Below are 21,872 nucleotides of genomic sequence, written 5' to 3'. Positions count from 1 at the left end.
CGATGTCCGGACCGCTTCACAGGAGACGCCACTCACCCATGCGAGCCCATCGCGCCCTGCTTCCCGCCCTCGCACTGCTGGCGGCCTGTTCGCCGCAAGGCCCGTCCAAGGCCCAGTCGATCCCGGACCTGGCCCAGCCCACCCGCCGCGCGCCCAGCGACCCGGCCTCCATGAAGGCCTCCTTTGCGCCCGTGGTGAAGAAGGCCGCCCCGGCCGTCGTCAACGTGGCCAGCCGGCGCATCGTGCGCCAGCAGCGCGACCCGTTCTGGGACTTCTTCATGGGCGGCGGCGGCGGCGCGCCGCGTGACCAGGTGCAGGGCTCGCTGGGCTCCGGCGCCATCGTCCGCGCCGACGGGGTGATCATCACCAATCACCACAATATCGAGGGCATGAGCGACGTCACCGTCCAGCTGGCCGACCGTCGCGAGTTCCCCGCCACCATCCTGCTCGACGATCCGCGCGCCGACCTGGCCGTGCTGAAGATCGACGTGAAGGGCGAACGCCTGCCGGTGATGGCCATCGACGACCAGGAACAGCTGGAGGTCGGCGACCTCGTCCTGGCCCTGGGCAACCCCTTCGGCGTCGGCCAGACCGTGACCAACGGCATCGTCTCGGCCATGGCGCGCACCGACGTCGGGGCGGCGGACTTCGGCAGCTACATCCAGACCGACGCTTCGATCAATCCGGGCAATTCCGGCGGTCCGCTGGTCGATATGGACGGCGACCTGATCGGCATCAACACCTTCATCATCTCGCGCTCGGGCTCGTCGAGCGGGGTGGGCTTCGCCATTCCCGCCGCCGTGGTCAAGCAGGTGGTCTCCACGGCCCTCGGCGGCGGCCACAGCGTGGTCCGCCCCTGGCTGGGCGTGAAGGGCCAGCCCGTGACCGGCGAGATCGCCAAGAGCCTGGGCATGGTCGCCCCGCGCGGCGTACTGGTGGCCCAGGTCTATCCCGGCTCGTCGGCCGACAAGGCGGGGCTGAAGGAGAGCGACGTCATCCTGTCGATCGACGGCAAGGACGTGAACGACGAGGGCGGCGGCGCCTTCGCAATCGGCACCCACAAGGTCGGCGATCGCGTGCCGATGGTCATCCGTCGCGGCGAGAAGGAGCAGACCCTGACCGTCCGCGCCGAGATCGCGCCGGAAATTCCCGCCCGCGACGAGCGCACCCTGACCGGCCGCAACCCCTTCGACGGCGCGACGGTGATGAACCTGTCGCCCGCCGTGGCCCAGGACCTGGGCGCCGATCCGTTCGCCGGCAAGGGCGTGCTGGTGACCAAGATCGGCCAGGGCTTTGCCCTGAACGCCGGCCTGCGGCCTGGCGACTTCATCCGCGAGGTCAATGGCCGGCCCATCAATGTCGTCGCCGACCTGGCCTCGGCGGCGGGCGCCGGCGGCGCCAACAAGGCCTGGAGCGTCACCATCGAACGCGGCGGTCAGCGCATCACCGCGCGCCTGACCCCCTGATCGCGCGACGAGCGACGTCGAAAGGACCCGGCGCGGAACCCCGCGCCGGGTCTTCTTTATTGGTCATCAGCCTTCGGATTTCGTAGACCAGAGCCATGTCCGATCTTTTCCAAGCCGCCGGCCTGACGCCCCACGCGCCGTCGCCGCTCGCCGAGCGCCTGCGGCCACAGACGCTTGAGCAGGTGGTGGGGCAGGAGCACCTGTTGGGCCCAGAGGGTCCGATCGGGCGTATGGCGGCGGCGAAACGGCTGGCCTCGATGATCCTGTGGGGCCCGCCCGGTACTGGCAAGACCACCATCGCCCGGCTGCTGGCCAAGGCCGGGGGCTATGAGTTCCAGCAGATCTCGGCGGTGTTCTCCGGCGTCGCCGACCTGAAGAAGGCCTTCGAGCAGGCGCGCGGCCGCCGCATGGCGGGCCAGAGCACCCTGCTGTTCGTCGACGAGATCCATCGCTTCAACCGCGCCCAGCAGGACGGTTTCCTGCCGTTCGTGGAGGAGGGCGTCATCACACTGGTCGGCGCCACCACCGAGAACCCATCGTTCGAGCTGAACGGCGCTCTGCTGTCGCGCTGCCAGGTCTTTGTGCTCAAGCGGCTGGACGAAGAGGCGCTGGAGGCCCTGCTGGTCAAGGCCGAGGAGGCCGAGGGCCGCAAGCTGCCGCTGGACGCCGACGCGCGCTTCACCCTGATCGCCATGGCGGACGGCGACGGCCGCTATCTGCTGACCCTGACCGAGACCCTGCTGTCGGTCGGAACCGATACGCCGCTGAACGCCACGCAGCTGGGCCAATTCCTGCAGAAGCGCCGGCCCGCCTACGACAAGAACCGCGAGGAGCACTACAACCTCGTCTCCGCGCTGCACAAATCGGTGCGCGGCAGCGATCCCGACGCGGCGCTCTACTGGCTGGCCCGGATGCTCGAGGGCGGCGAGGACCCGCTGTTCATCGCCCGCCGGCTGGTGCGCATGGCGTCGGAGGACATCGGAGCCGCCGATCCCCTCAGCCTGCTGCTGACCACGGCGGCCAAGGACGCCTTTGACTTCCTGGGCAGCCCCGAGGGCGAGCTGGCCCTGGCCCAGTGCGTGGTCCACATGGCCAGCGCGCCCAAGTCCAACGCCGTCTACACCGCCTTCAAGGCCGCGCGCCGCGCCGCCAAGGAGACCGGTTCGCTGGCGCCGCCGGCCCACATCCTCAACGCGCCCACCAAGCTGATGAAGACCCTCGGCTATGGCGATGGCTACGCCTATGACCACGACGTCGAGGGCGGCGTCTCGGGCCAGAACTACTTCCCGGACGGCATGGCGCGGCCGAAGTTCTACGAACCCAAGCCGATCGGCGCCGAGGCCAAGGTGCGCGAACGGCTGGACGCCTGGGGCAAGCTGCGGCGGGATGGCAAGTGACTCCTTCTCCCCTTGCGGGAGAAGGTGGCGCGAAGCGCCGGATGAGGGGTTGCGCGGCGATGCCGCTGCGTCTCTATGCGGCCATGCTTGAGAGACCCCTCATCCGACCCGCTGACGCGGGCCACCTTCTCCCGCAGGGGAAGAAGGCATGACACGCCGTCCGCCCCTCGCGCCCAAGCCCAAGGCTTCCGACGCGCCCATCACGCTGACAGATGACGAAATCGCCCTGGCGCGGTCGTGGGTGATCCATGAGGACGACAGCATCATCGTGCTGAACAAGCCGGCCGGCCTATCCAGCCAAGGCGGCCGCATCCAGGCCCATACGCTGGACGACCTGCTGTGGGCCTTCGCCCGACCGGGCCGCCCGCGTCCGCGCCTGATCCATCGGCTGGACCGCGACACCTCTGGCGTTATCCTGACCGCCAAGACCAAGCCGGGGGCGGCGTTCCTGGGCAAGGCCCTGATGGGCAAGCGGTTTCGCAAGTCCTACATGGCCATCGTCGCGCCGGGCGCGCCGGAGCCCAAGGGCGGCATGATCGACAGTCCGCTGCGCCGCGAGTCGATCGGCCGCGAGGCCTATATGCGGGTCTGCCCGCCCGATCACCCCGACGCCGAGACCGCCCGCAGCCGCTATCGCACCCTGTCGGCCAGCGCCATCGCCGCCCTGGTCGAGCTGTCGCCTGACACCGGCCGCATGCACCAGCTTCGCGTCCACATGGCTTCCATCGGCCGGCCGATCTCGGGTGACAGCCGTTATGGCGGGGCGCTGATGCTGGGTGGGGTCGCCGTGCCCCGGCTGATGCTGCACGCCGCCAGCCTGTCGTTTCCGCACCCCGACGGCGGCGAGCGCCGCATAACCGCCCCGGTCCCGGCCGACATGACGCTTATGCTGGACAAGCTTGGCCTGACGCTTCCGGAACAGCGTCCCAGCCAGGCCGTTTGAGGGGATAGGGAGATAACGCCATGAAACGCCTTGCTGGTCTGGTCCTGTCCATTGCGCTGCTCAGCGGGTGCGCGACCTCGCCCACGCTGTATGCCGCGCAGGCCGCGCCCAACGGCGCGGGCTATTCCGAGTTTCGCCTGGAGCCTGGCCGGTATCGGGTCACCTTCCACGGCGGTCCGGGCGCGCCGGCGCAGCAGGTGGCGGACTACGCCCTGCTGCGCGCGGCCGAGCTGGCGGTGCGTGACGGCTATGACTGGTTTCGGGTGTCTGACCGCGTGACCTCCAGCACCGGCGCCCGCAGCGGTCCGCGCCTGTCGATCGGCGGCGGGTCCAGCAGCTATGGCCATCGCAGCGCGGTGGGTCTGGGCGTGGGGACCAGCTTTGACCTCGGTCCGGGCCCAGCCGTCACCAGCTCGCTGGAAGTCGTGTTTGGAAGGGGCCCGGCACCCCGCGACGCCGACGCCTATGTCGCCAGGGAGATCATCCGCTCGATCGGTTACGGCCGCAGCCAGACCTGATCGATCAGGCCGCCACGGTCGACTTGATAGCCAACGGATTGGTGGCGCGCAGGGCGGCGTGGGTCAGGCCCGCCGTGTCGGCCGCCGCGAAATAGCCCTCGGCGGGGAGCCCCTGCAGGATGGTGATCGGCGCCAGGCCCTTGGCGTCGCGGCCGAAGTTCATGATCTCCATCGCCACCTTTTCGGCGGGACCCACGAGATCCGACGCGTCGAGGGCCAGGCCGGCCAGGCGGGCTTCCTTGAGGCCGCGCAGGGCGTCCTTCTCGGGCGGCACGCGGGCGATGACGCCGCGTGTCAGGGCCTTCAGCAGGCCGACCACCTCGATCAGGCGACCAGACGGCGTGCCCCGGGTGATGTCGACCAGCTCGATCATCACGCCGCCGCGCAACAGGGCCAGGGACAGGCCCGGCGTGCCGGTCAGCATGTCGCGCCCGCGCTGGGTGCCCAGGGTGCGGAACGAAGCCGGCAGGATCAGGTCGGGGACATTGTGGCCTTGGGCGCCGCGCGCGAACAGGGCGCCGAACTTCAGGGTGGCTTCGTCGATGAAGGCGATGTCGCGGTCGGGCAGGCGGCTGACGGCCCGCGCGGTGGCCTGTCGGCCGCTGCCCAGATGGGTCACCATCGGTTCGATGCGGATGGCCGTGGCCACGTTGCGGCGCAGGCTGACCACATGTTCAAGCGTGAAATCGACGCGCAGGGCGGCGCCGCCGGCCGTGGTGAAGGCGACGGGGGAGCGTCGGGCCTCGTCCGCCGGTTCGACGGCGCGCCGGACGGGGGAGCGATTGGAGTCGCGTCGGGCGCGGGCCGCCAGAACCGTGGCCGCGTCGATACGGCGACAGATCGCCTCGCCATTGTTGACGCCGATCACCGAGCTGATGCCCAGGTCGTTGAGATCGACCGAACCCAGCAGGTGGGTCAGCACGTCTTCCAGAATGCGAACACTGGTCGCCTGGGCGGCCAGGCCCTGGTCGCTGTTCATGGCGATCAGGAATTCGCTGTCGGAAATGCGGGCCCGCATGTCGGTGCGGTCCAGATGTTCGCTCAGCTTGCGCTCGACATAGGTCCAGACATCGCCGCGCTTCTGCATCCACCAGTCGCCGGCCCAGGCGCGGATGGCCTTGACGCTGATGACGTTCACCGAGCCCCGCGCGATCAGGTCCGATCCCGCCAGCCGGTGCAGAACCGGAGCGGGCAGGGCCAGACGCTGGGTCGCATCGTCCTGGTCATGGCTGTCGATGGGCATGGGGCTCGGCTCGCGAGAGGGACGTCCAGAATGCCGCCAGCACGCTTAACCTCTCGTTCAGAAACAGGGTTTCCAGACCCGTTCACCTTGAAGAAATCGGTGCGCGGCTTGGCGTTCGGCTCGCCCGGGCGCATAAGGAGACAATGACCAAACTGCTTCTCGTGGCCGCCGGCGGCGCCGTCGGCTCGGTCGCCCGCTATCTGGTGGGCGCTCAAGCCCTCCGACTGTTCGGAACGGCGTGGCCCTACGGCACCTTCACCGTCAATGTGGCCGGTGGTTTCCTGATGGGAGTCCTGGCCTCGTGGCTGGCCCATCGCGGCAACGCCAATCACGAGCCTGTCCGCCTGTTGCTCGCCGTCGGCGTCATGGGCGGCTTCACCACCTTCTCGGCCTTTTCGCTGGAAACCGCGCTGATGATTCAGAAGCGCGCCTACGCCCAGGCCTTTTCCTACACCGCCGCCAGCGTGCTTTTGTCCGTGGCGGCCCTTTTCGCGGGCCTGCTGATCGCCCGCAGGATATTCGCGGCATGAAAGAAGTACGCACGCTCTATGTGGACGCGGGCGAGGATGGCACCCGGGTGGACCGCTGGTTCAAGCGCCGCTGGCCCCACCTGAACCACATCCAGCTCAACAAGCTGTTCCGCTCCGGCCAGGTGCGGGTCGACGGCTCGCGCGTGAAGGCGGACACCAAGCTGGTGGCCGGCTCGCAGGTGCGCGTGCCGCCGCTGCCCGACGCGCCCGATCCCGACGAGAAGCTGGCCCTGTCCAAGCGCGACATCGCCTTCGCCAAGTCGCTGGTTCTGTACGAGGACGAGGAAGTCCTGGCGCTGAACAAGCCCGCCGGCCTGGCCGTGCAGGGCGGCACCAAGACCACTCACCACATCGACAAGCTGCTGTCGGCCTGGGGCGAAGGCGTCAATCGGCCGAAGCTCGTCCACCGCCTGGACCGCGACACGTCCGGCGTGCTGCTGCTGGGCAAGACCCCGGCCGCCGCCGCCCGCCTGTCGGGCTCGTTCGCCAAGCGCAAGGCCCAGAAGACCTACTGGGCCATCGTGCAGGGGAACCCGCACCCGGTCGAGGGCGTCATCGAGCTGCACCTGGCCAAGCGCGGCGTGGGCGATCGTGAGCTCGTCGTGCCCGCCGAGCCCAAGGACAAGGACGCCCAACCGGCCGAGACCGAGTTCGTCTCGATCAGCCGCGCCGGCCCGCGCGTCACCTTCATGGCCCTGCGCCCGCACACCGGCCGCACGCACCAGCTGCGCGCCCACATGAAGGCCATCGGCCACCCGATCCTGGGTGATCCGAAATACAGCGACGAGAAGTCGGCCCAGCTGTCGGAAGGGCTGAAGCTGCAGTTGCACGCCCGTTCGGTGATGCTGCCGCACCCGTCGGTGGGCATGCTGTTCATCGAGGCGCCGATCAGCCCCGAGCTGAAGGCCGGCTTCGCCAAGTTCGGCTTCTCGGAAGACGAGGCCGACCAGGATCCGTTCGCCAAGAGGCAGATCAAGCGCCGATGAGCGGGAAGAGGGGCTGGTTCAGACCAGCCCCGTCACCGCCTTCGCTCCGGCGCTGTCGGGGAACACCTTGCTCTCCAGCACCGCGCGGTCGACGCCCATGTGGTCGGCCAGCACGCCCTTGAACAGGCCGCGCATGTCGAGGGTGGGGGTCAGGTCGCGGTTCTCGAACAGGGCCTCCCGCGACAGGGTCGGCCAGTCGCCGATGATGCCGCCGCTCTTGAGCCCTCCGCCCAGGACCAGAGCCGTCGAGGCCGTGCCGTGGTCGGTGCCGCCGGTGCCGTTGACCCGGGCTGTGCGGCCAAATTCGGTGACCACCACGACCACGGTGTTCTTCCACTGGTCTCCCAGGCCGGTGTTAAGACCGTCCAGCACCGCGTCCAGATAGGACAGACGGGTGGCGATCTGTCCGGGCTGGCCGGCATGGGTGTCGAAACCGTCCAGCGAGATGGCCGCGATCTGCGGGCCGCCCGGCTGGTTCATGAAGCCGGCCAGGGTCGAGCCCAGCTTCTGCGCCGCCTGGCGACCCTGACGACCGTTGCGGTCATTGGCTAGGGGCGGCGACATCGGGGCCATCTGGTCGCTGGCGGGCGTCGCCGCCGCCCTTTCGGTCTGGGCCGGGCTGGGCGCCATCGCGGTCATGGCCGCCTGGGCCATGGTCTCGGTCTCCAGGCCCCGGGCGAAGGCCGGACCCATCAGCGGATCATTGCGATAGAGATCCTGCAGCAGGGTCGGCAGGCGGGCGGTCTCGTCCACACCCTTGCCCGGCGACCAGCTGGCGGCCTGGACCTTGCCGCGCAGGATCAGCGGGGCGGTGGTCCCCACGGACAGGCCCTCGACCTTGCGGACCGGCGACAGGGCCTCCAGCGTGCGGTTCAGCCAGCCGGTCTCGCCGCCATAGACATGAGCCTGGCCGGTCTCCAGCACGTCCTGGGCCTCGAAGTGCGAGCGGGCGCGGTCGGGGCTGGCGATGGCCGGCGCGATGCGGGCCTGACCCTTCAGGGCCAGCCTGTGCACCGCCGACAGTTCGGGGTGCAGGCTGAAGGTTCCGTCCAGCTTCAGGGTGTCTTCCGGCTTCAGGGCGATCGCGCCGCGCAGGCCGGCATAGGCGGGGTCGCCGACCGGCGGGGCCACCGACAGGCCGTCCATGCCGCCCCGGCAGATCACCACCACCATCTTGCGCCGGGCCAGCTCGCCGTCGCCGGCGGCGAAGGCCTGGCGGCCCACGAAACTGACCGAGAAACCCAGGCCGGCGGCCAGGGTCAGGAACGACCTGCGGGAGGTTTGAGCGGTCATCGGCGTTGGAACTCCGGGCTCATCACAAGAAGGGCGAAGGCTTCGCGGCGGGTCTCGGCCCGCGACACGGCCTTGGCGACGGGCGGGGACAGGCGCGCGCCCAGGGCCTCGAGCGCGGTGGCGTTGGGATCCAGCCGGTCGCCGACCACGGCGGCGAAGCCCTGGCTCCACTGCATCCGCTTGATCAGGCCGTCGGGCGAGGCCCAGGCCTGGGCCTCTTCGGGCCAGCCCTTGGGGGAGGGCGGCGAGAACGGCTTCTGGCCCAGTCCCGTCAGGATCGGCGCCAGCCGCTCGATCGCCGAGGGCTCCGCCCCGACCAGTCGCCAGGTCGACAGGGTGAACTCATAGGGCGTCTTGAACTTGGCGGGCGTCGGATCCCAGGCTTCCGGCGCGGCGATCAGGGCCCTGGCCACGACGTCCAGCCGGCCGCCGGTCTCCATCCAGCGCTCTTCCAGCGCCGCCACTAGGCTGGGCGGCGGCGTGTCGGAGACGAAGTGCGTCGCGATCTTCGCGCACACGTGATGGGCGGTGCGCGGATCGGCGGCCAGGATCTTCAGGGCGGTCAGCCCCTGGTCGAGGCCCGCCTCGTTGTAGCGGCGACCCAGGATCTCGCGCGCGCCGGGCTCGTGGGCGTTTTCGCGGAACACGAACTGGCCGGCCCGGTCGTCCTCGCCGCGGCCCAGGCTGAAGCCGGTCAGGGCGCGGGCGAACTCGGTGACGTCGGCCTGGGTATAGCCGGAGCCGACGCCCAGGGTGTGCAGCTCCAGGATCTCGCGGGCCAGGTTCTCGTTGAGACCCGGCTGGCGCTTGCCGGCCTGGCGCCGGGCGGCGAAGGCGGCGGCGCGGCTGTTCGGGCCGATCGACTGGACCTGATCCAGATAGGTCAGCATGGCTGGATGGGTCGAGGCGGCGACCAGAAGGTCCTCGAAGCGCCCGAACACATTGGGGCGGATGGCCTCGCGCTCGAACGGTCCCACCAGCAAGCCGGTGATCTGCTTGGTGGCCGAAACGGTGAAGTGGTTGGCCCAGAACAGCGTCCAGCGCTCGCGGAAGCTGTCGGGCGTGTTGGCGGCCAAGCGTGCGCGGGCCAGGAAGTCGCCGCCGATGGTCTCGCGCAGCATCCGCTGGGCGTCCTTCAGTTGCTCGGCGGCCTCGCCCGTCTTGTCGCCGGTTTTCTGGATGTCCTTGCGGGCCGCCTGGCGGTCCTTGCGATAGGCGTCCATGGCCAGGAAGCGGCTGGCGGCGGTCGCGCCGTCGTCCTGGGGCAGGTCCGCGCCGGCGGGACGCACCTGCGCCGCCAGCCAGCCCAGCGGATCGCCGCCGGCCGTCGCGATCTCGCCCGGCCTGGCCCCGAGGCCGAAACGGGTGACGGCGATCGCCGCCATCATGTCCCTGGACGGCAAACTCAAGACGCTCTCCCTTGCGCGACGAACTGACTTTGATCATTCAACGCCCAGGCCGCGCGTTTCCGTCGCGGCCCCGTCCAGGGAATGCCGCGCGTGTCAGAAAAGCCAGACCTGCTTCACAAGCCGCGCCGCTTCTACAAGGCCGCGACCGTCTCATCCGTGGACGGGGGCTTCGCGGTGCACCTGGATGGCCGCACGCCCAAGTCGCCGGCCAAGTCGCCCCTGATCCTGCCGACCCCGGCCCTGGCCCAACTGGTCGCGGACGAGTGGGAGGCGCAGGAAAAGGTCATCGATTCCACGGTCATGCCGGCCACCCGCCTGGCCTTCACCGCCATCGACCGGATCTCCGAGACCCGCGCCGAGGTGGCCCGCGAGGTCGCCGCCTATGCCGGCTCGGACCTACTGTGCTACCGCGCCGAACACCCCACACCGCTGGTCGAGCGCCAGGATCGCGAGTGGCAGCCGGTCCTCGACTGGGCGGGCCAGACCCTTGGCGTTACGTTCACGCCCGTCGCCGGGATCATCCATTCGCCGCAGCCGCCGCAGACCCTGGCGGCCGTCGAGGCCCTGGCCCTGTCGCTGGACGACTTCTCGCTGGCGGGCGTGGCCTATGCCGCCGGCCTGCTGGGCTCGACCGTGCTGGCCCTGGCGGTGCGCGCGGGCCAGATCGACGGTCAGCGGGCCCTGGACCTGTCGCGCCTGGAAGAGCTGTTCCAGGCCGAGCAATGGGGTCAGGACGATGAGGCCAGGCTTCGCGCCCAGCTGCTGTCGGTCGAGGCGAGGGTGCTGGAACAGTGGTTCGCGGCCTTGCGCCAATAGGGCGCCGCACGGTCTTTGCTGCACTGCCGTAAGGGCTGGCTTGCCAGCACGGCCGCGCGGCTTTACCCCTCGGTCGACAATGCGGCCCCAATGTCGTGGGAAACAGCCGTCACGAGCAGGGGAGCGTATCCGCGTGCAGAACATTCTCGAGGAACTGGATCGTCGTCGCGAGCAGGCCAAGGCCGGCGGCGGTGAGGCGCGGGTCGCGTCGCAGCATGCCAAGGGCAAGCTTACGGCCCGCGAGCGCATCGACCTGCTCCTCGACGAAGGCAGCTTCGAGGAGTTCGACATGTTCGTCGAGCACCGCAGCGCCGACTTCGGCATGCAGGACCAGAAGATTCCCGGCGACGGCGTCGTCACCGGCTGGGGCACGATCAACGGCAAGGTCGTCTACGTCTTCTCCAAGGATTTCACGGTGTTCGGCGGCTCGCTGTCGGGCGCTCACGCGGCCAAGATCGTCAAGGTCCAGCGCCAGGCCATGAAGGTCGGCGCGCCGATCATCGGCCTGTTCGACGCTGGCGGCGCGCGCATCCAGGAAGGCGTCGACAGCCTGGCCGGTTATGCCGACATCTTCATGGAAAACGTGCTGGCCTCGGGCGTGGTGCCGCAGATCAGCGTGATCATGGGCCCCTGCGCCGGCGGCGACGTCTATTCGCCGGCCATGACCGACTTCATCTTCATGGTGAAGGACACCAGCTACATGTTCGTGACCGGTCCTGACGTGGTCAAGACCGTCACCAACGAGGTGGTCACCGCCGAGGAACTGGGCGGGGCCAGGGTGCACGCGGCCAAGTCGGGCGTGGCCGAAGGCGCGTTCGAGAACGACCTTGAAGCCATGACCCAGGTGCGCCGCCTGGTCGACTTCCTGCCCTCGTCCAACCGCGAACCGGCCCCCGAGCGCGAGAGCTTCGACGAGGCCCTGCGCGAGGAGATGAGTCTCGACACCCTGATCCCCAGCGATCCGGGCAAGCCCTATGACATGAAGGAACTGATCCTCAAGATCGTCGACGAGGCCGACTTCTTCGAGATCTCAAGCGACTGGGCCAAGAACATCATCTGCGGCTTCGCCCGCATGGACGGCGAGAGCGTCGGCATCGTCGCCAACCAGCCCCAGGTGCTGGCCGGCGTGCTGGACATCGACAGTTCGCGCAAGGCCGCCCGCTTCGTGCGCTTCTGCGACGCCTTCAACATCCCGATCATCACCCTGGTCGACGTCCCGGGCTTCATGCCGGGCACCAAGCAGGAATATGGCGGCCTGATCAAACACGGCGCCAAGCTGCTGTTCGCCTATGCCGAGGCCACGGTGCCGAAGATCACGGTCATCACCCGCAAGGCCTATGGCGGCGCCTATGACGTGATGAGCTCCAAGCACCTGCGCGGCGACCTCAACTATGCCTGGCCCACCGCCGAGATCGCGGTGATGGGCGCCAAGGGCGCCGTCGAGATCATCTTCCGCGCCGAGGCCAAGGACCCCGTCGCCCTGGCCGCCCGTGAAGCCGAGTACAAGGCCGCCTTCGCCAACCCGTTCGTGGCCGCCTCGCGCGGCTATATCGACGACGTGATCATGCCGCACGGCACCCGCCGCCGGATCGTGCGGGGGCTCAAGAGCCTGAAGGGCAAGGAACTGTCCAACCCCTGGAAGAAGCACGACAACATCCCGCTTTAGGGATTGGCGCTCCAGATCCTCCCCCTAGCGGGGGAGGGGATCGCGAAGCGATCGGAGGGGGAAGTTCTGCTGAGTCATTGCGGTCTTCCCCCACCGGCCTGACGGCCGCCTCCCCCTTCAGGGGGAGGACCTGTCGCGCTCTATCCTCTGCGTTCAGCCAGTGGAGCGCAGTAAAATCAATCACTTACAACTTTCTCGCGCTTGTGTATCTCCGGGTCCGAAAGCTGAGGGATACTGTTCCTACCCAGAAGCAGGGGAAGGGACGTCGGCCGGCGACCCGACGGGCTTGTGGGGGTGGTCGAGCGGGAAGCGCCCGTCGGCCGTCGTTTAAGGCCCGGCAGGGTCTGGTGGAGCGGATCGGTCCTTGCGGGGGGCGGACGTGATGAAGCCGGACCGGGACCGCCGGGAACACCCTTGGGCGACGCCCGCACGATGCGCGACAGGCATGGGCTGAAATCGCCCATGCGGTCTGGACGGGGTCGTCAGCCCCTCCACCCGTCGGGGGCCTAAGGTCGGGAGCGGGTTAAAACCCCGCGCCCCGCAGGCTCACCGGATAACGGACTACGCGGAGCGTCTGTCTTCGTCGAAACGGTATTCACTACTCACACATCCGGGCGAGGCCCGGACGCTCCGCGACCCTTTCCATCCACTCGGCGGTTTCCGCGCGAGGTCGTAAAGCCGTGTCCGCCAGACTTGCCCCCTACGGTCGCGGAGCGACCCGTAGGGGGGCAAGTGGCTCAGAGCCTACAGATCAAACCTCACCCCCTGCGCCAGCGGCAGGGCTCCCGAATAGTTCACCGTCGCGGTCTGGCGCCGCATGTACTGCTTCCAGCTGTCGGAGCCGCTCTCGCGACCGCCGCCGGTTTCCTTCTCGCCGCCGAACGCGCCGCCGATCTCGGCGCCCGAGGGGCCGATATTGACGTTGGCGATGCCGCAGTCGCTGCCGGCGGCCGACAGGAAGGCCTCGGCCTCTCGGACGTCATTGGTCATCACGCAGGAGGACAGGCCCTGGGGCACATCGTTCTGGATCGCCACGGCCTCGTCGAAGTCGCGATAGGGCACGACGTGCAGCAGGGGGGCGAAGGTCTCGCGCTGCATGCCGGCGCTCGGAGCCGGCAGGCGGGCGAGGGCGGGTCGCACGTAATAGGCGTCCGGATGCTCGTCGATCAGCAGGCGCTCGCCGCCGCTGACGGTCCCGCCGTCGGCCCGGACCTGATCCATCGCCGCGACGAAGGCGTCATAGGCGGCCTTGTCGTGCAAGGGGCCCAGCAGCACGCCGTTCTGGCGCGGATCGCCGACCGGCAGGCGCGAGAAGGCGCTTTCGACCGCGTCGGCGACCTTGTCGATCAGGTTCTCGTGAACGATCAGCCGTCGCAGCGAGGTGCAGCGCTGGCCCGCCGTGCCCGCCGCCGAGAAGACGATGGCCCGCACGGCCAGCGACAGGTCGGCGCTGGGGGTGACGATCATGGCGTTGTTGCCGCCCAGCTCCAGGATCGAGCGGCCAAAGCGGCCGGCGACGATCGGGGCGACGGCCTGGCCCATGCGGGTGGAGCCGGTGGCGCTGACCAGCGGGATGCGCGGATCGCGCACCAGCCGCTCGCCGGCGTCGCGGCCGCCCAGGACCACGCTGCACAGACCCTCGGGCGCATCGCCGAACCGGGCGATGGCGCGCTCCAGGATCGCGTGGGTGGCGATGGCGGTCAGCGGGGTCTTTTCCGACGGCTTCCAGATCACCGGATCGCCGCAGACCAGGGCCAGGCAGGCGTTCCAGGCCCAGACGGCGACGGGGAAGTTGAAGGCGCTGATCACCACGACGGGGCCCAGCGGATGCCAGGTCTCGCGCATGGCGTGGCCGGGACGCTCTGAGGCGATGGTCAGGCCGTAGAGCTGGCGCGACAGGCCGACCGCGAAGTCGCAGATGTCGATCATCTCCTGAACCTCGCCGGCCGCCTCCGAGGCGATCTTGCCGGCCTCCAGAGTGACGATGGCGGCCAACTGATCCTTGGCGGCGCGCAGTTCCTCGCCCAGCAGGCGGACCAGCTCGCCACGACGCGGGGCGGGTACGGTGCGCCAGTCGCGGAAGGCCCGCGTGGCGGCCGAGACCTTGGCCTCTATGGCGCGGGCGTCGTCATAGGCCACCTGGGTCAGGATCGCGCCGTCCAGGGGGCAACGCACCGGAACGCCGCCGTCGGCGGGCAGACCGGCGACGCCCAGCTCGGCCATGACGGCGCGGAGGTGAGCGGCGGGGGATGGGAAGGACTGGGTCATGACCGTGGAAAACGCCCACCCGGGCTTCGGGTCAAGTGGGGGCTGCTTGACGCTGCTGGCGGGCGCCTTCAAATGAGCCGGCCCACATCGGGGCGTTCGGGCATGCCGCGATCCGCTTATGGATGACAACGCCGCCTATCTTCAGCGACTTGAGGCCCTGCGGGCCGGCGTCGACCGACGCCTGGCCGAGCTCGCGCCCCGGCCGGGCACGGCTCCGGACCGGCTGGTGGAGGCGGTGCGCTATGCTCTTCTGGCCCCGGGCAAGCGCTTTCGCCCGATGCTGACCCTGCTGACCGCCAGCCAGTTCGGCGCGGCCGAGAGCGTGGCCCTGGATACCGCCTGCGCCTTCGAGATGGTCCACGCCTCGTCGCTGATTCTCGACGACCTGCCGTCGATGGACAATGCCGGTCTGCGGCGCGGCCTGCCGACCATCCACCGGGCCTATGACGAGGCCACGGCGATCCTGGCGGGGGTCGGGCTGCTGAATCAGGCCTATGCCGTGATCGCCGCCGATCCGCACCTGACCGGCGAGCTTCGCGCCGAGATCGCCGGCCGCATCGCGCAATCGGTCGGCTTCTCCGGTCTTATCGCCGGCCAGGCGCGGGATCTGTTCGATCGCGACCAGCTGCGCGACCTGCCGTCCATCGACCGCCTCAACCACGAAAAGACCGGCGTGCTGATCATGGCCGCCGCCCAGTCGGGGGCCCGGATCGCCGGGGCTTCGGACGCCGCCGTCGCCGCCGTCGGCGAGTTCGGCTGGCGGGCGGGTCTGGCCTTCCAGATCTGCGATGACCTGATCGACGCCGAGGGCTCGGCCGAGAGCGCCGGCAAGGATGTCGGCCAGGACGCCGGCATGACCACGGCCGTCTCGCTGTTGGGCGTCGAGGGCGCCCGGGCCGCCATGGAGGCCCACCTCGCGGCCGGCCAGGCGGCGCTGGACTCCGTGGGGGGCTGCGACCTCGTGGCCGGCTATGTCGGCCGCCTCTTCGCCGGGCGCAAGGCGGCGGCGTGACCGCCTCTCCCATTCTGACAGTGAGGGGCGCGGTCCACGCCTATGGCGACAGGACCGTGCTCCAGGGGGTCGATCTGACCCTGTCTCCGGGTGAGATCTACGCCCTGCTGGGCCCGAACGGGGCCGGCAAGACCACCCTGATCAAGACCATCTGCGGCCGCTTTCGTCCCGATGGCGGCGAGGTGCGACTGAACGGCCGGGATCCCTTCCGCGAGAACGCCGCGCGATCCAGCCTGGGCCTGGCGCCGCAGGAAATCGCCCTCTACGCCCACCTGACCGTGGCCGAGAACCTGGAGACCTTCGCCAGCCTGGCCCGGATGCCGCGCCGGGCCATTCCCGCCGCCGTGCAGCGGGCGCTGGAACTGACCCGCACCGTCGATCGGGCCCACGTGCCCATCCGCCATCTGTCGGGCGGCTATCAGCGCCGCGCCAACATCGCCGCCGCCATCGTGCATGAGCCGGCCCTGCTGATTCTTGATGAGCCGACCGTCGGCGTCGATATCGACGCTCGGGAGGCGCTGGACACCGTGATCCGGGGCCTGCGCGATATCGGGGTGGCGGTGCTGCTGACCACCCACGACCTGGACCAGGCCCGGGCCCTGGCCGATCGCGTCGGTTTCCTGCGCGAGGGCCGCCTGGTGCTGGAGGGCGAGCCCCAGGCCCTGATCACCGAGGCCTTCGGCGCCCGGATGGAGGTGCTGGTCGAACTGTTGGGCGAGCCCGACGCCGCCTGTGAAGCCGTGCTGCTCGCCGAGGGATTGGCCAAGGCCGCCCGCCGCGCCAATCTCTGGGTTCGGCTCGACCTTGACGGCTACGCCTCCGCCGGGCGGCTGGACAAGCGGCTGCGGAAGGCCGGCCTGATTCCGCGCGAGATCCGGGTGCGCGAACCCTCGCTGCACAACCTGTTCAGCCTCGTGTCCGATCGGAAGCAGGCGGCATGATCGCGATCCAGATGACCCTGGCCATGGTCCGCGTCATGGCGCTGGAATTGTGGCGCGACCGCGCGGCCCTGGTCATGACCTTCCTGCTGCCGCCCCTGGTGTTTCTGATCTTCAGCTCGGTCTTCGCCGGCGCCACTGGCGAGGACATCAAGCCCAAGCTGGCCGTCGCCGACCTGGCGCGCACCGAGACCACGGGAAGACTGACCAAGGCCCTGCTGGCCAGCCCCGAGATCCGCGCCGAGATTGTCACCCCCGCCACCGTCGAGGCCGTGCGGGCCCGGGTGAAATCCGGCCAGGCCGACGCCGGTCTGGTGCTGAGAAGCGATCCCTCGGTCGCGGGCCGGCCGTTCCTGATCATCGCCGATCCCGGCCGCGCGGTCGCCGCGCCCCTGGCCCAGGCTCGCGTGCAGCAGGCCCTGGTCCGCGCCGCCCCTGACGCCGCCCTGCGCCGCAGCGTCGATCAGATCCGCCCCGCGATCGGCGACCTCACGGCCGACCAGACCGACAATCTCGACATGGCCGCCAGCATCCTGAAGGCCACGCCGCCCAAGGCGACCGAGGGCGACCTGTTCGATCGCGAGGACCTGCTGGGCGCCCGCAAAGGCGGGGCGGTGATCGCCTACTACGCCGGGGCGGTGCTGATCCTGTTCGCCCTGTTCTCGGCCATGCAGGGCGCGCTGGGCCTGATGGACGAACGCCGCACGGGCGTCGCCGATCGCCTGCAGGCCGGCGTGGCGGGCATGGGGCCGGTCGTGACCGGGAAATTCGTCTTCCTGGTGGGGCAGGGGATCGTTCAGGCCGTGGCGATCTTCGCGACCGCCCAGTTCGTCTATGGCGTCGGGGTGATCCAGCATATCGGCCTATGGCTGCCAACCACCCTGGCCACAGCGGTCTGCGCGGCCGGTCTGGCCCTGGGGCTGGTCTCGATCTGCCGGACGCGGGAACAGGCCCAGATGCTGTCGACCTTCGTGATCCTGGTGCTGGCCGCGATCGGCGGCAGCATGGTGCCGCGCTTCCTGATGCCGGTCTGGCTGCAGACCGTCGGCTGGTTCACGCCCCACGCCTGGGTCATTGACGCTTATCAAGGCGTCCTCTGGCGCGACGCGACAATTTCGGAGGTGTATAAGGCTTGGGGCGTGCTCGCCGCCGCCGGCCTGGCCGGCTTGGCGCTGGCCCAGACCCTGGCGCGACTGTCGCGCCGATAGGACCCGTGATGACGACCCTGGCGCTTGATATCGTGCTCTTCCTGGCCGCTTTCGCCTTCATGGAGGGCTTCGCCTGGGTGACCCATCGCTATGTGATGCACGGGTTCATGTGGGTCTGGCACAAGTCGCACCATGAACCGCGCGAGGGGCTGTTCGAGCTCAACGACCTGTTCGCCGTGGTGTTCGCCGCGCCGGCCATCGTGGCGATCTATTTCGGGGTTCACGGCACGCCTTGGCTGCTGCCCGTGGGCCTTGGGATCACGGCCTATGGCTTCATGTATTTCGGCTTCCACGACGGGCTGGTGCACAAGCGCTTCAAGGTGCCGTTCGGCAAGTCGGGCTTCTGGAAGACGCGCATCCAGGCCCACCGCATCCATCACGCCGTGCACACCAAGGAGGGCGCGGTGTCGTTCGGGTTCCTATGGGCCAAGCCGGTTCGCGAACTGAAGGCCCAGCTCAAGGCCCGGGGTGTCGAAGCCTAGATCTTCGACCACATGTCGGGCCGCGCCGGCGGCTTAATGGCCCGATCCCACACCGCGGAACGCAGCGCGATCACGCCGCCTTCCAGCGCCCGCCACGCCTTTATGCGGCCGCTGACCACCACGCGCTCGTCCCAGGCCTTGGCGCCTTCGTTGACGACGTCCAGGCCGATCTGGCGGTAGACGCCGCGCGCCGCGGCGATCGCCCAGGCGCAGCGGACGGGAAGGTCACGCAGCCCCCAGCGGGCCGAGGCGTAGTAGGGCTCGGCGGCATGGACGAGGCGACTGGCGATCACCGCGATCGCCTCGCGATGGGCCGGATCGGCCACCGCTGTTTCCGGAACGCCAAACTCGGCCAGCCAGGCGCGCGGCACATAGATCCGGTCGTTGCGGGCGTCCTCGATGATGTCACGGGCGATGTTGGTCAGCTGGAAGGCCAGACCCAGATCCTGGGCGCGCCGGAGAATGTCCAGCTGATCGGGCTTCACGCCCATGACCAGGGCCATCATCGTGCCGACGACCCCGGCCACGCCCCAGCAATAGTCCAGCAGGTCGTCCAGCGTCTGGTAGCGGCGACCTTCGACGTCCATGGCGAAGCCGTCGATCATGTCCAGCGCGTAGCGCTCGGGGATCTGGCGGCGCCGGGCCACGATCTGGAAGGCGGCGAATTGCGGATCGGCGGGCGGCTCACCGGCGAGCGCCGCTCTGGTCTGGGCGTAGAGCGCGGCCAGACGCGCCGGGGCGTCCTCGACCGGGCTCATGCCGTGACCCAGGGTCTGGCCGTCGATCACGTCGTCGCAGTGGCGGCACCAGGCGTAGAGCATCTCGGCGTCGGCGCGGGTTTCGGCATCGAACAGGGCGGCGGCGGCCGCGAAGCTCTTGCTGCCCTTCTGGATCGCCTCGCGGCTCTGGACCTCTAGATCGCTCACGCGGTCTCCGTGTGGAAGTCGTCGATCATCAGACCGGCCGTGGCCTTTGCCGAGCCGACGACGCCGGGGATGCCCGCGCCCGGATGGGTGCCGGCCCCGACGAAATAGAGGTTGGGGATGACGTCATCGCGATTGTGCGTCCGGAAGAACGCGCTCTGGGTCAGCAGCGGCTCCAGCGAGAAGGCGGCGCCGTTCCAGGCGTTGAGTTCGCTGGTGAAGTCATCGGGCGTGAAGATCCGGCTGGTCACCAGATCTCGCGACAGGTTGGGGATATAGCGATCCTCGAGATACTTCAGGATCTTGTCGCGATAGGCGGGGCCTTGCTCGCTCCAGTCGATGTCGGCGGTCTCGAGATTCGGAACGACCGACAGAACGTAGAAGCTGCTGCAGCCCGGAGGGGCCATGCCGGGATCGGTGGCGCAGGGCGAGTGCAGGTACAGCGAGAAATCGTCGGCCAGGCCGTCCTTGTTATAGATCTCGCCGATCAGCTCGCGGTAGCGGGGGCCGAAGCAGATCGTGTGGTGGCGGATTTCGGGGTGCTCTGCCTTGAGACCGAAATAGATCACGAACAGCGAGGGGCTCCAGCGCTTCTTCTCCAGCGCCTTGCCCACCTTCTTGCCGCGCGGGTCATCGACCAGCAGCTCGCGATAGGTGTGCATCACGTCGGCGTTCGAGGCGACGGTGTCGAAGGCTTCGAAGTCGCCTTCGTGGTTGATCACGCCCGTGACGCGGCCGTCCCGGGTTGCGATCTTCTGGACGGGAGCGTTGAGGCGGATCGTGCCGCCCAGGTCTTCCAGCAAACGCACCAGGCCACGGATCAACGCGCCGGTGCCGCCGCGCGGGAACCACACGCCGCCACGACGCTCAAGGGCGTGGATCAGGGCGTAGATCGACGAGGTGGCGAAGGGGCTGCCGCCGACCAGCAGGCTGTGGAATGACATCGCCTGGCGGACGTGCTCGTCCTTCACGAAGGAGGAGACCTTGTCATAGACGCTGCGCCAGGCCTGCAGCTTCATCAGGGCGGGAGCCGACGAGATCATGCTGCGAATGTCGAGGAACGGCACGGCGCCCAACTCGACATAGCCCTTTTGATAGAGCTCCTCGGAATAGGCGTGGAAGCGGCGATAGCCCTCGACGTCGGCCGGGTTGCGGGCGGCGATCTGGCGGTCCAGCTCGGCCTGATCGTTGACGTAGTCGAACACGTCTCCGTCTTCCCAGACCAGCCGGTAGAACGGATTGACCGGCATCAGCTCGACATAGTCCTCGATCTTGCGACCGCTGATCGTGAACAGTTCCTTGAGGCAGTCCGGATCGGTGATCACCGTCGGGCCGGCGTCGAAGATGAACCCTTCGTCTTCCCAGACATAGGCCCGGCCGCCGGGCTTGTCGCGCCCTTCGAAGACGGTGACGCCGAAGCCGGAGGATTGCAGGCGAATGGCCAGGGACAGGCCGCCGAAGCCGGAGCCGATAACGGCCGCGCGCGGCTTGGGATGAGACATGCTGCTTAGTCCTCGATCACGGAACGTTCGCCCAGATAACCCAGGGCGGCGAGAATAGGTACGGGCGGTTTGCCGATCAGGACGCGCATCCGATCAAAAGGAGTCAGCCTGGCGGCGTAGAACCGCTGAATGAGCGGCGCGCCCAAGCGATAGAAACGCTCCAGCACCTTGTAGCGCTGGTCTGGCGCGCAGGCCTTGAACAGCATTCGGTTCAGGAGCCGGAAGAATCGCCGACGACGCCAGACGGCCTTCGAATGCGTCTCGACGCACGTCCGCACATGGGCGCTGGTGATGTGGGGAAGGGCGGCGATCTGGTCGGCCAGCCGCGCCGCGTCGGGCAGGGAATAGCCGGTGGTGGGCTGGAACAGCGCGGCGCGCAGGCCGACCTCGGCCACCTGGGCGCGGGCTTCGCGCCAATAGGCGTCGATGTCTCCAGCCAGGGCGATGGGCAGCACGCCGTGTTCCTCGCGTTCGACCTTGGCGATGCTCCAGCCCTGCTGGCCGGCATAGGTCGCGATGGCGGCGCGCAGGTCGGAGTGATCCAGGTCGGGCCCGTCGCTATAGCGGGTGTCCTCGATCAGCAGGCGGGTCGAATCTAGCGGCAGCAGATAGAGGAAGCGATAGCCGTCCGTCTGGGGGACGGTGGCGTCCATGATGATGGGGCGGCTCAGGCCATGCGGCGCCGTCAGGCGCACCCCCTGTCCAAGGAACTTCTGCCAGCCCAGGACGAGACTGCGGCTGCGGCGGGGGCCACGTCCGTCGATGACCGCGGCGGCGGTGATCCGGCGACCGTCCTGCAGGGTGACCTGATGGGGCGACACGTCCGAGACCGCCGCGCCCAGCCAGACGTCGTCGCCAAGCGCGGCGACGACCGCCTGATGGAGGCGCTCCGAGGTGATGGCCAGGTACGGGGTGTCAAGCGACCGCGAGTGTGTCGGGAACCGGACATCGTAGCCGGCCCAGCGATGGACGATCAGCGGCCTCAGCCATCCGCCGATTCCGGCGCTGACGTCGGTCTCAAAGTGGCACCAGGTATGTTCGCCGCCGATTCGCGTATCGCGTTCCAACAGCACGACCCGCAGGTCGGGGCGCATGGCCTTGAGCCTCAGGGCGATCAGCCCGTTGGCGAGCCCGCCGCCCACCAGGACGACATCGGCGCGGGAGGTTGAGGACGCAACTGCCATGATTCTGCGTCTAACATGATTGTGCTACGGCCACGCCAGCGTTGCGCACATCAAAGCGAGCGGTTAGGCACGGCGAAACCGGGAGGCG

19 protein-coding genes are annotated in these 21,872 nt (G+C 69.1%); 12 read left to right on the top strand and 7 right to left on the bottom strand.

Annotated features, from left to right (window positions below; genetic code table 11):
- The first annotated feature begins 38 nt into the window (after positions 1-38).
- From ACQY9P_RS20305 to ACQY9P_RS20290, 4 genes are all read left to right on the top strand, one after another.
- Positions 39-1,466, top strand: a complete 1,428-nt coding sequence (locus ACQY9P_RS20305) for a Do family serine endopeptidase (protein WP_421737434.1) — start codon at positions 39-41, stop codon at positions 1,464-1,466.
- A 95-nt stretch (positions 1,467-1,561) separates the two neighbouring features.
- Entirely contained in the window at positions 1,562-2,863 is a 1,302-nt protein-coding gene (locus tag ACQY9P_RS20300) for a replication-associated recombination protein A (protein ID WP_421737435.1), read from the top strand.
- A gap of 148 nt (positions 2,864-3,011) precedes the next feature.
- Complete coding sequence (locus ACQY9P_RS20295) at positions 3,012-3,806, top strand: RluA family pseudouridine synthase (protein ID WP_421737436.1); 795 nt, start codon at positions 3,012-3,014, stop codon at positions 3,804-3,806.
- A gap of 20 nt (positions 3,807-3,826) precedes the next feature.
- Positions 3,827-4,324, top strand: coding sequence for a CC0125/CC1285 family lipoprotein (locus ACQY9P_RS20290; protein ID WP_421737437.1), 498 nt, complete (start codon positions 3,827-3,829; stop codon positions 4,322-4,324).
- Positions 4,325-4,328: 4 nt separating this feature from the next.
- On the opposite strand, the gene ACQY9P_RS20285 is transcribed toward ACQY9P_RS20290, so the two are convergent.
- A complete protein-coding gene (locus ACQY9P_RS20285) occupies positions 4,329-5,567 on the bottom strand; it encodes a hypothetical protein (RefSeq protein ID WP_421737438.1) in 1,239 nt (412 codons plus the stop codon).
- 143 nt (positions 5,568-5,710) lie between these two features.
- Between ACQY9P_RS20285 and crcB the strand changes: the two genes are divergently transcribed.
- Together crcB and ACQY9P_RS20275 are read left to right on the top strand one after the other, a co-directional pair.
- Positions 5,711-6,097 (top strand): fluoride efflux transporter CrcB, encoded by a 387-nt coding sequence (gene crcB / locus ACQY9P_RS20280; protein WP_421737439.1) that lies wholly within the window; start codon positions 5,711-5,713, stop codon positions 6,095-6,097.
- Entirely contained in the window at positions 6,094-7,083 is a 990-nt protein-coding gene (locus ACQY9P_RS20275; protein ID WP_421737440.1) for an RluA family pseudouridine synthase, read from the top strand. Before crcB ends, ACQY9P_RS20275 begins: the two co-directional genes overlap by 4 nt.
- 18 nt (positions 7,084-7,101) lie before the next feature.
- On the opposite strand, the gene ACQY9P_RS20270 is transcribed toward ACQY9P_RS20275, so the two are convergent.
- Complete coding sequence (locus ACQY9P_RS20270; protein ID WP_421737441.1) at positions 7,102-8,376, bottom strand: DUF1501 domain-containing protein; 1,275 nt, start codon at positions 8,374-8,376, stop codon at positions 7,102-7,104.
- Positions 8,373-9,785 (bottom strand): DUF1800 domain-containing protein, encoded by a 1,413-nt coding sequence (locus tag ACQY9P_RS20265; RefSeq protein WP_421737443.1) that lies wholly within the window; start codon positions 9,783-9,785, stop codon positions 8,373-8,375. Before ACQY9P_RS20265 ends, ACQY9P_RS20270 begins: the two co-directional genes overlap by 4 nt.
- Before the next feature lie 90 nt (positions 9,786-9,875).
- Here ACQY9P_RS20265 and ACQY9P_RS20260 point away from each other — a divergent pair, with 90 nt between their 5' ends.
- A complete protein-coding gene (locus ACQY9P_RS20260) occupies positions 9,876-10,601 on the top strand; it encodes an ATP12 family chaperone protein (protein WP_421737444.1) in 726 nt (241 codons plus the stop codon).
- A 133-nt stretch (positions 10,602-10,734) separates the two neighbouring features.
- Positions 10,735-12,267: an acyl-CoA carboxylase subunit beta gene (locus ACQY9P_RS20255; RefSeq protein WP_421737445.1), complete on the top strand. Its 1,533-nt coding sequence runs from the start codon at positions 10,735-10,737 to the stop codon at positions 12,265-12,267.
- A gap of 744 nt (positions 12,268-13,011) precedes the next feature.
- Here ACQY9P_RS20255 and amaB read toward each other — a convergent pair.
- On the bottom strand, positions 13,012-14,535 hold the full coding sequence (gene amaB, locus ACQY9P_RS20250) for an L-piperidine-6-carboxylate dehydrogenase (RefSeq protein ID WP_421737446.1): 1,524 nt from the start codon (positions 14,533-14,535) through the stop codon (positions 13,012-13,014).
- 118 nt (positions 14,536-14,653) lie between these two features.
- Between amaB and ACQY9P_RS20245 the strand changes: the two genes are divergently transcribed.
- From ACQY9P_RS20245 to ACQY9P_RS20230, 4 genes are read left to right on the top strand one after another with little or no spacing between them, the layout of a single operon-like run.
- Positions 14,654-15,547 carry a polyprenyl synthetase family protein gene (locus tag ACQY9P_RS20245; RefSeq protein ID WP_421737447.1) on the top strand — a complete coding sequence of 298 codons (894 nt, stop codon included), beginning with the start codon at positions 14,654-14,656 and terminating at the stop codon, positions 15,545-15,547.
- Positions 15,544-16,488, top strand: a complete 945-nt coding sequence (locus tag ACQY9P_RS20240; RefSeq protein WP_421737448.1) for an ABC transporter ATP-binding protein — start codon at positions 15,544-15,546, stop codon at positions 16,486-16,488. Before ACQY9P_RS20245 ends, ACQY9P_RS20240 begins: the two co-directional genes overlap by 4 nt.
- The gene (locus tag ACQY9P_RS20235) at positions 16,485-17,693 is read left to right on the top strand and encodes an ABC transporter permease (protein WP_421737449.1); all 1,209 of its coding nucleotides are present in this window, start codon (positions 16,485-16,487) and stop codon (positions 17,691-17,693) included. The genes ACQY9P_RS20240 and ACQY9P_RS20235 overlap by 4 nt, the downstream gene beginning before the upstream one ends.
- 8 nt (positions 17,694-17,701) lie before the next feature.
- Positions 17,702-18,175 carry a sterol desaturase family protein gene (locus ACQY9P_RS20230; RefSeq protein WP_421737450.1) on the top strand — a complete coding sequence of 158 codons (474 nt, stop codon included), beginning with the start codon at positions 17,702-17,704 and terminating at the stop codon, positions 18,173-18,175.
- Here ACQY9P_RS20230 and ACQY9P_RS20225 read toward each other — a convergent pair.
- The 3 genes from ACQY9P_RS20225 to crtY are packed head-to-tail and all read right to left on the bottom strand — an operon-like array spanning position 18,172 to position 21,784.
- A complete protein-coding gene (locus ACQY9P_RS20225; protein ID WP_421737451.1) occupies positions 18,172-19,101 on the bottom strand; it encodes a phytoene/squalene synthase family protein in 930 nt (309 codons plus the stop codon). The two genes, ACQY9P_RS20230 and ACQY9P_RS20225, sit on opposite strands and share 4 nt — an antisense overlap.
- A complete protein-coding gene (locus ACQY9P_RS20220) occupies positions 19,098-20,600 on the bottom strand; it encodes a phytoene desaturase (RefSeq protein WP_421737452.1) in 1,503 nt (500 codons plus the stop codon). The genes ACQY9P_RS20225 and ACQY9P_RS20220 overlap by 4 nt, the downstream gene beginning before the upstream one ends.
- A gap of 5 nt (positions 20,601-20,605) precedes the next feature.
- Positions 20,606-21,784, bottom strand: coding sequence for a lycopene beta-cyclase CrtY (gene crtY / locus ACQY9P_RS20215; RefSeq protein ID WP_421737453.1), 1,179 nt, complete (start codon positions 21,782-21,784; stop codon positions 20,606-20,608).
- Between the last annotated feature and the right edge of the window lie 88 nt (positions 21,785-21,872).

This window comes from Caulobacter sp. (genome assembly GCF_965279145.1).
In the GTDB taxonomy this organism is placed as follows: Bacteria; Pseudomonadota; Alphaproteobacteria; order Caulobacterales; family Caulobacteraceae; genus Caulobacter.
The sequence above is the reverse complement of the archived record's forward strand: the minus strand, read 5'-3'. Positions and strand labels throughout refer to the sequence as shown.

Coding starts and splice junctions, on each gene's coding strand:
- crtY (WP_421737453.1), bottom strand. CDS start 21,784: ATGGCAGTTGCGTCCTCAACCTCCCGCGCCGATGTCGTCCTGGTGGGC.
- ACQY9P_RS20270 (WP_421737441.1), bottom strand. CDS start 8,376: ATGACCGCTCAAACCTCCCGCAGGTCGTTCCTGACCCTGGCCGCCGGC.
- amaB (WP_421737446.1), bottom strand. CDS start 14,535: ATGACCCAGTCCTTCCCATCCCCCGCCGCTCACCTCCGCGCCGTCATG.
- crcB (WP_421737439.1), top strand. CDS start 5,711: ATGACCAAACTGCTTCTCGTGGCCGCCGGCGGCGCCGTCGGCTCGGTC.
- ACQY9P_RS20305 (WP_421737434.1), top strand. CDS start 39: ATGCGAGCCCATCGCGCCCTGCTTCCCGCCCTCGCACTGCTGGCGGCC.
- ACQY9P_RS20235 (WP_421737449.1), top strand. CDS start 16,485: ATGATCGCGATCCAGATGACCCTGGCCATGGTCCGCGTCATGGCGCTG.
- ACQY9P_RS20275 (WP_421737440.1), top strand. CDS start 6,094: ATGAAAGAAGTACGCACGCTCTATGTGGACGCGGGCGAGGATGGCACC.
- ACQY9P_RS20290 (WP_421737437.1), top strand. CDS start 3,827: ATGAAACGCCTTGCTGGTCTGGTCCTGTCCATTGCGCTGCTCAGCGGG.
- ACQY9P_RS20230 (WP_421737450.1), top strand. CDS start 17,702: ATGACGACCCTGGCGCTTGATATCGTGCTCTTCCTGGCCGCTTTCGCC.
- ACQY9P_RS20300 (WP_421737435.1), top strand. CDS start 1,562: ATGTCCGATCTTTTCCAAGCCGCCGGCCTGACGCCCCACGCGCCGTCG.
- ACQY9P_RS20220 (WP_421737452.1), bottom strand. CDS start 20,600: ATGTCTCATCCCAAGCCGCGCGCGGCCGTTATCGGCTCCGGCTTCGGC.
- ACQY9P_RS20295 (WP_421737436.1), top strand. CDS start 3,012: ATGACACGCCGTCCGCCCCTCGCGCCCAAGCCCAAGGCTTCCGACGCG.
- ACQY9P_RS20285 (WP_421737438.1), bottom strand. CDS start 5,567: ATGCCCATCGACAGCCATGACCAGGACGATGCGACCCAGCGTCTGGCC.
- ACQY9P_RS20245 (WP_421737447.1), top strand. CDS start 14,654: ATGGATGACAACGCCGCCTATCTTCAGCGACTTGAGGCCCTGCGGGCC.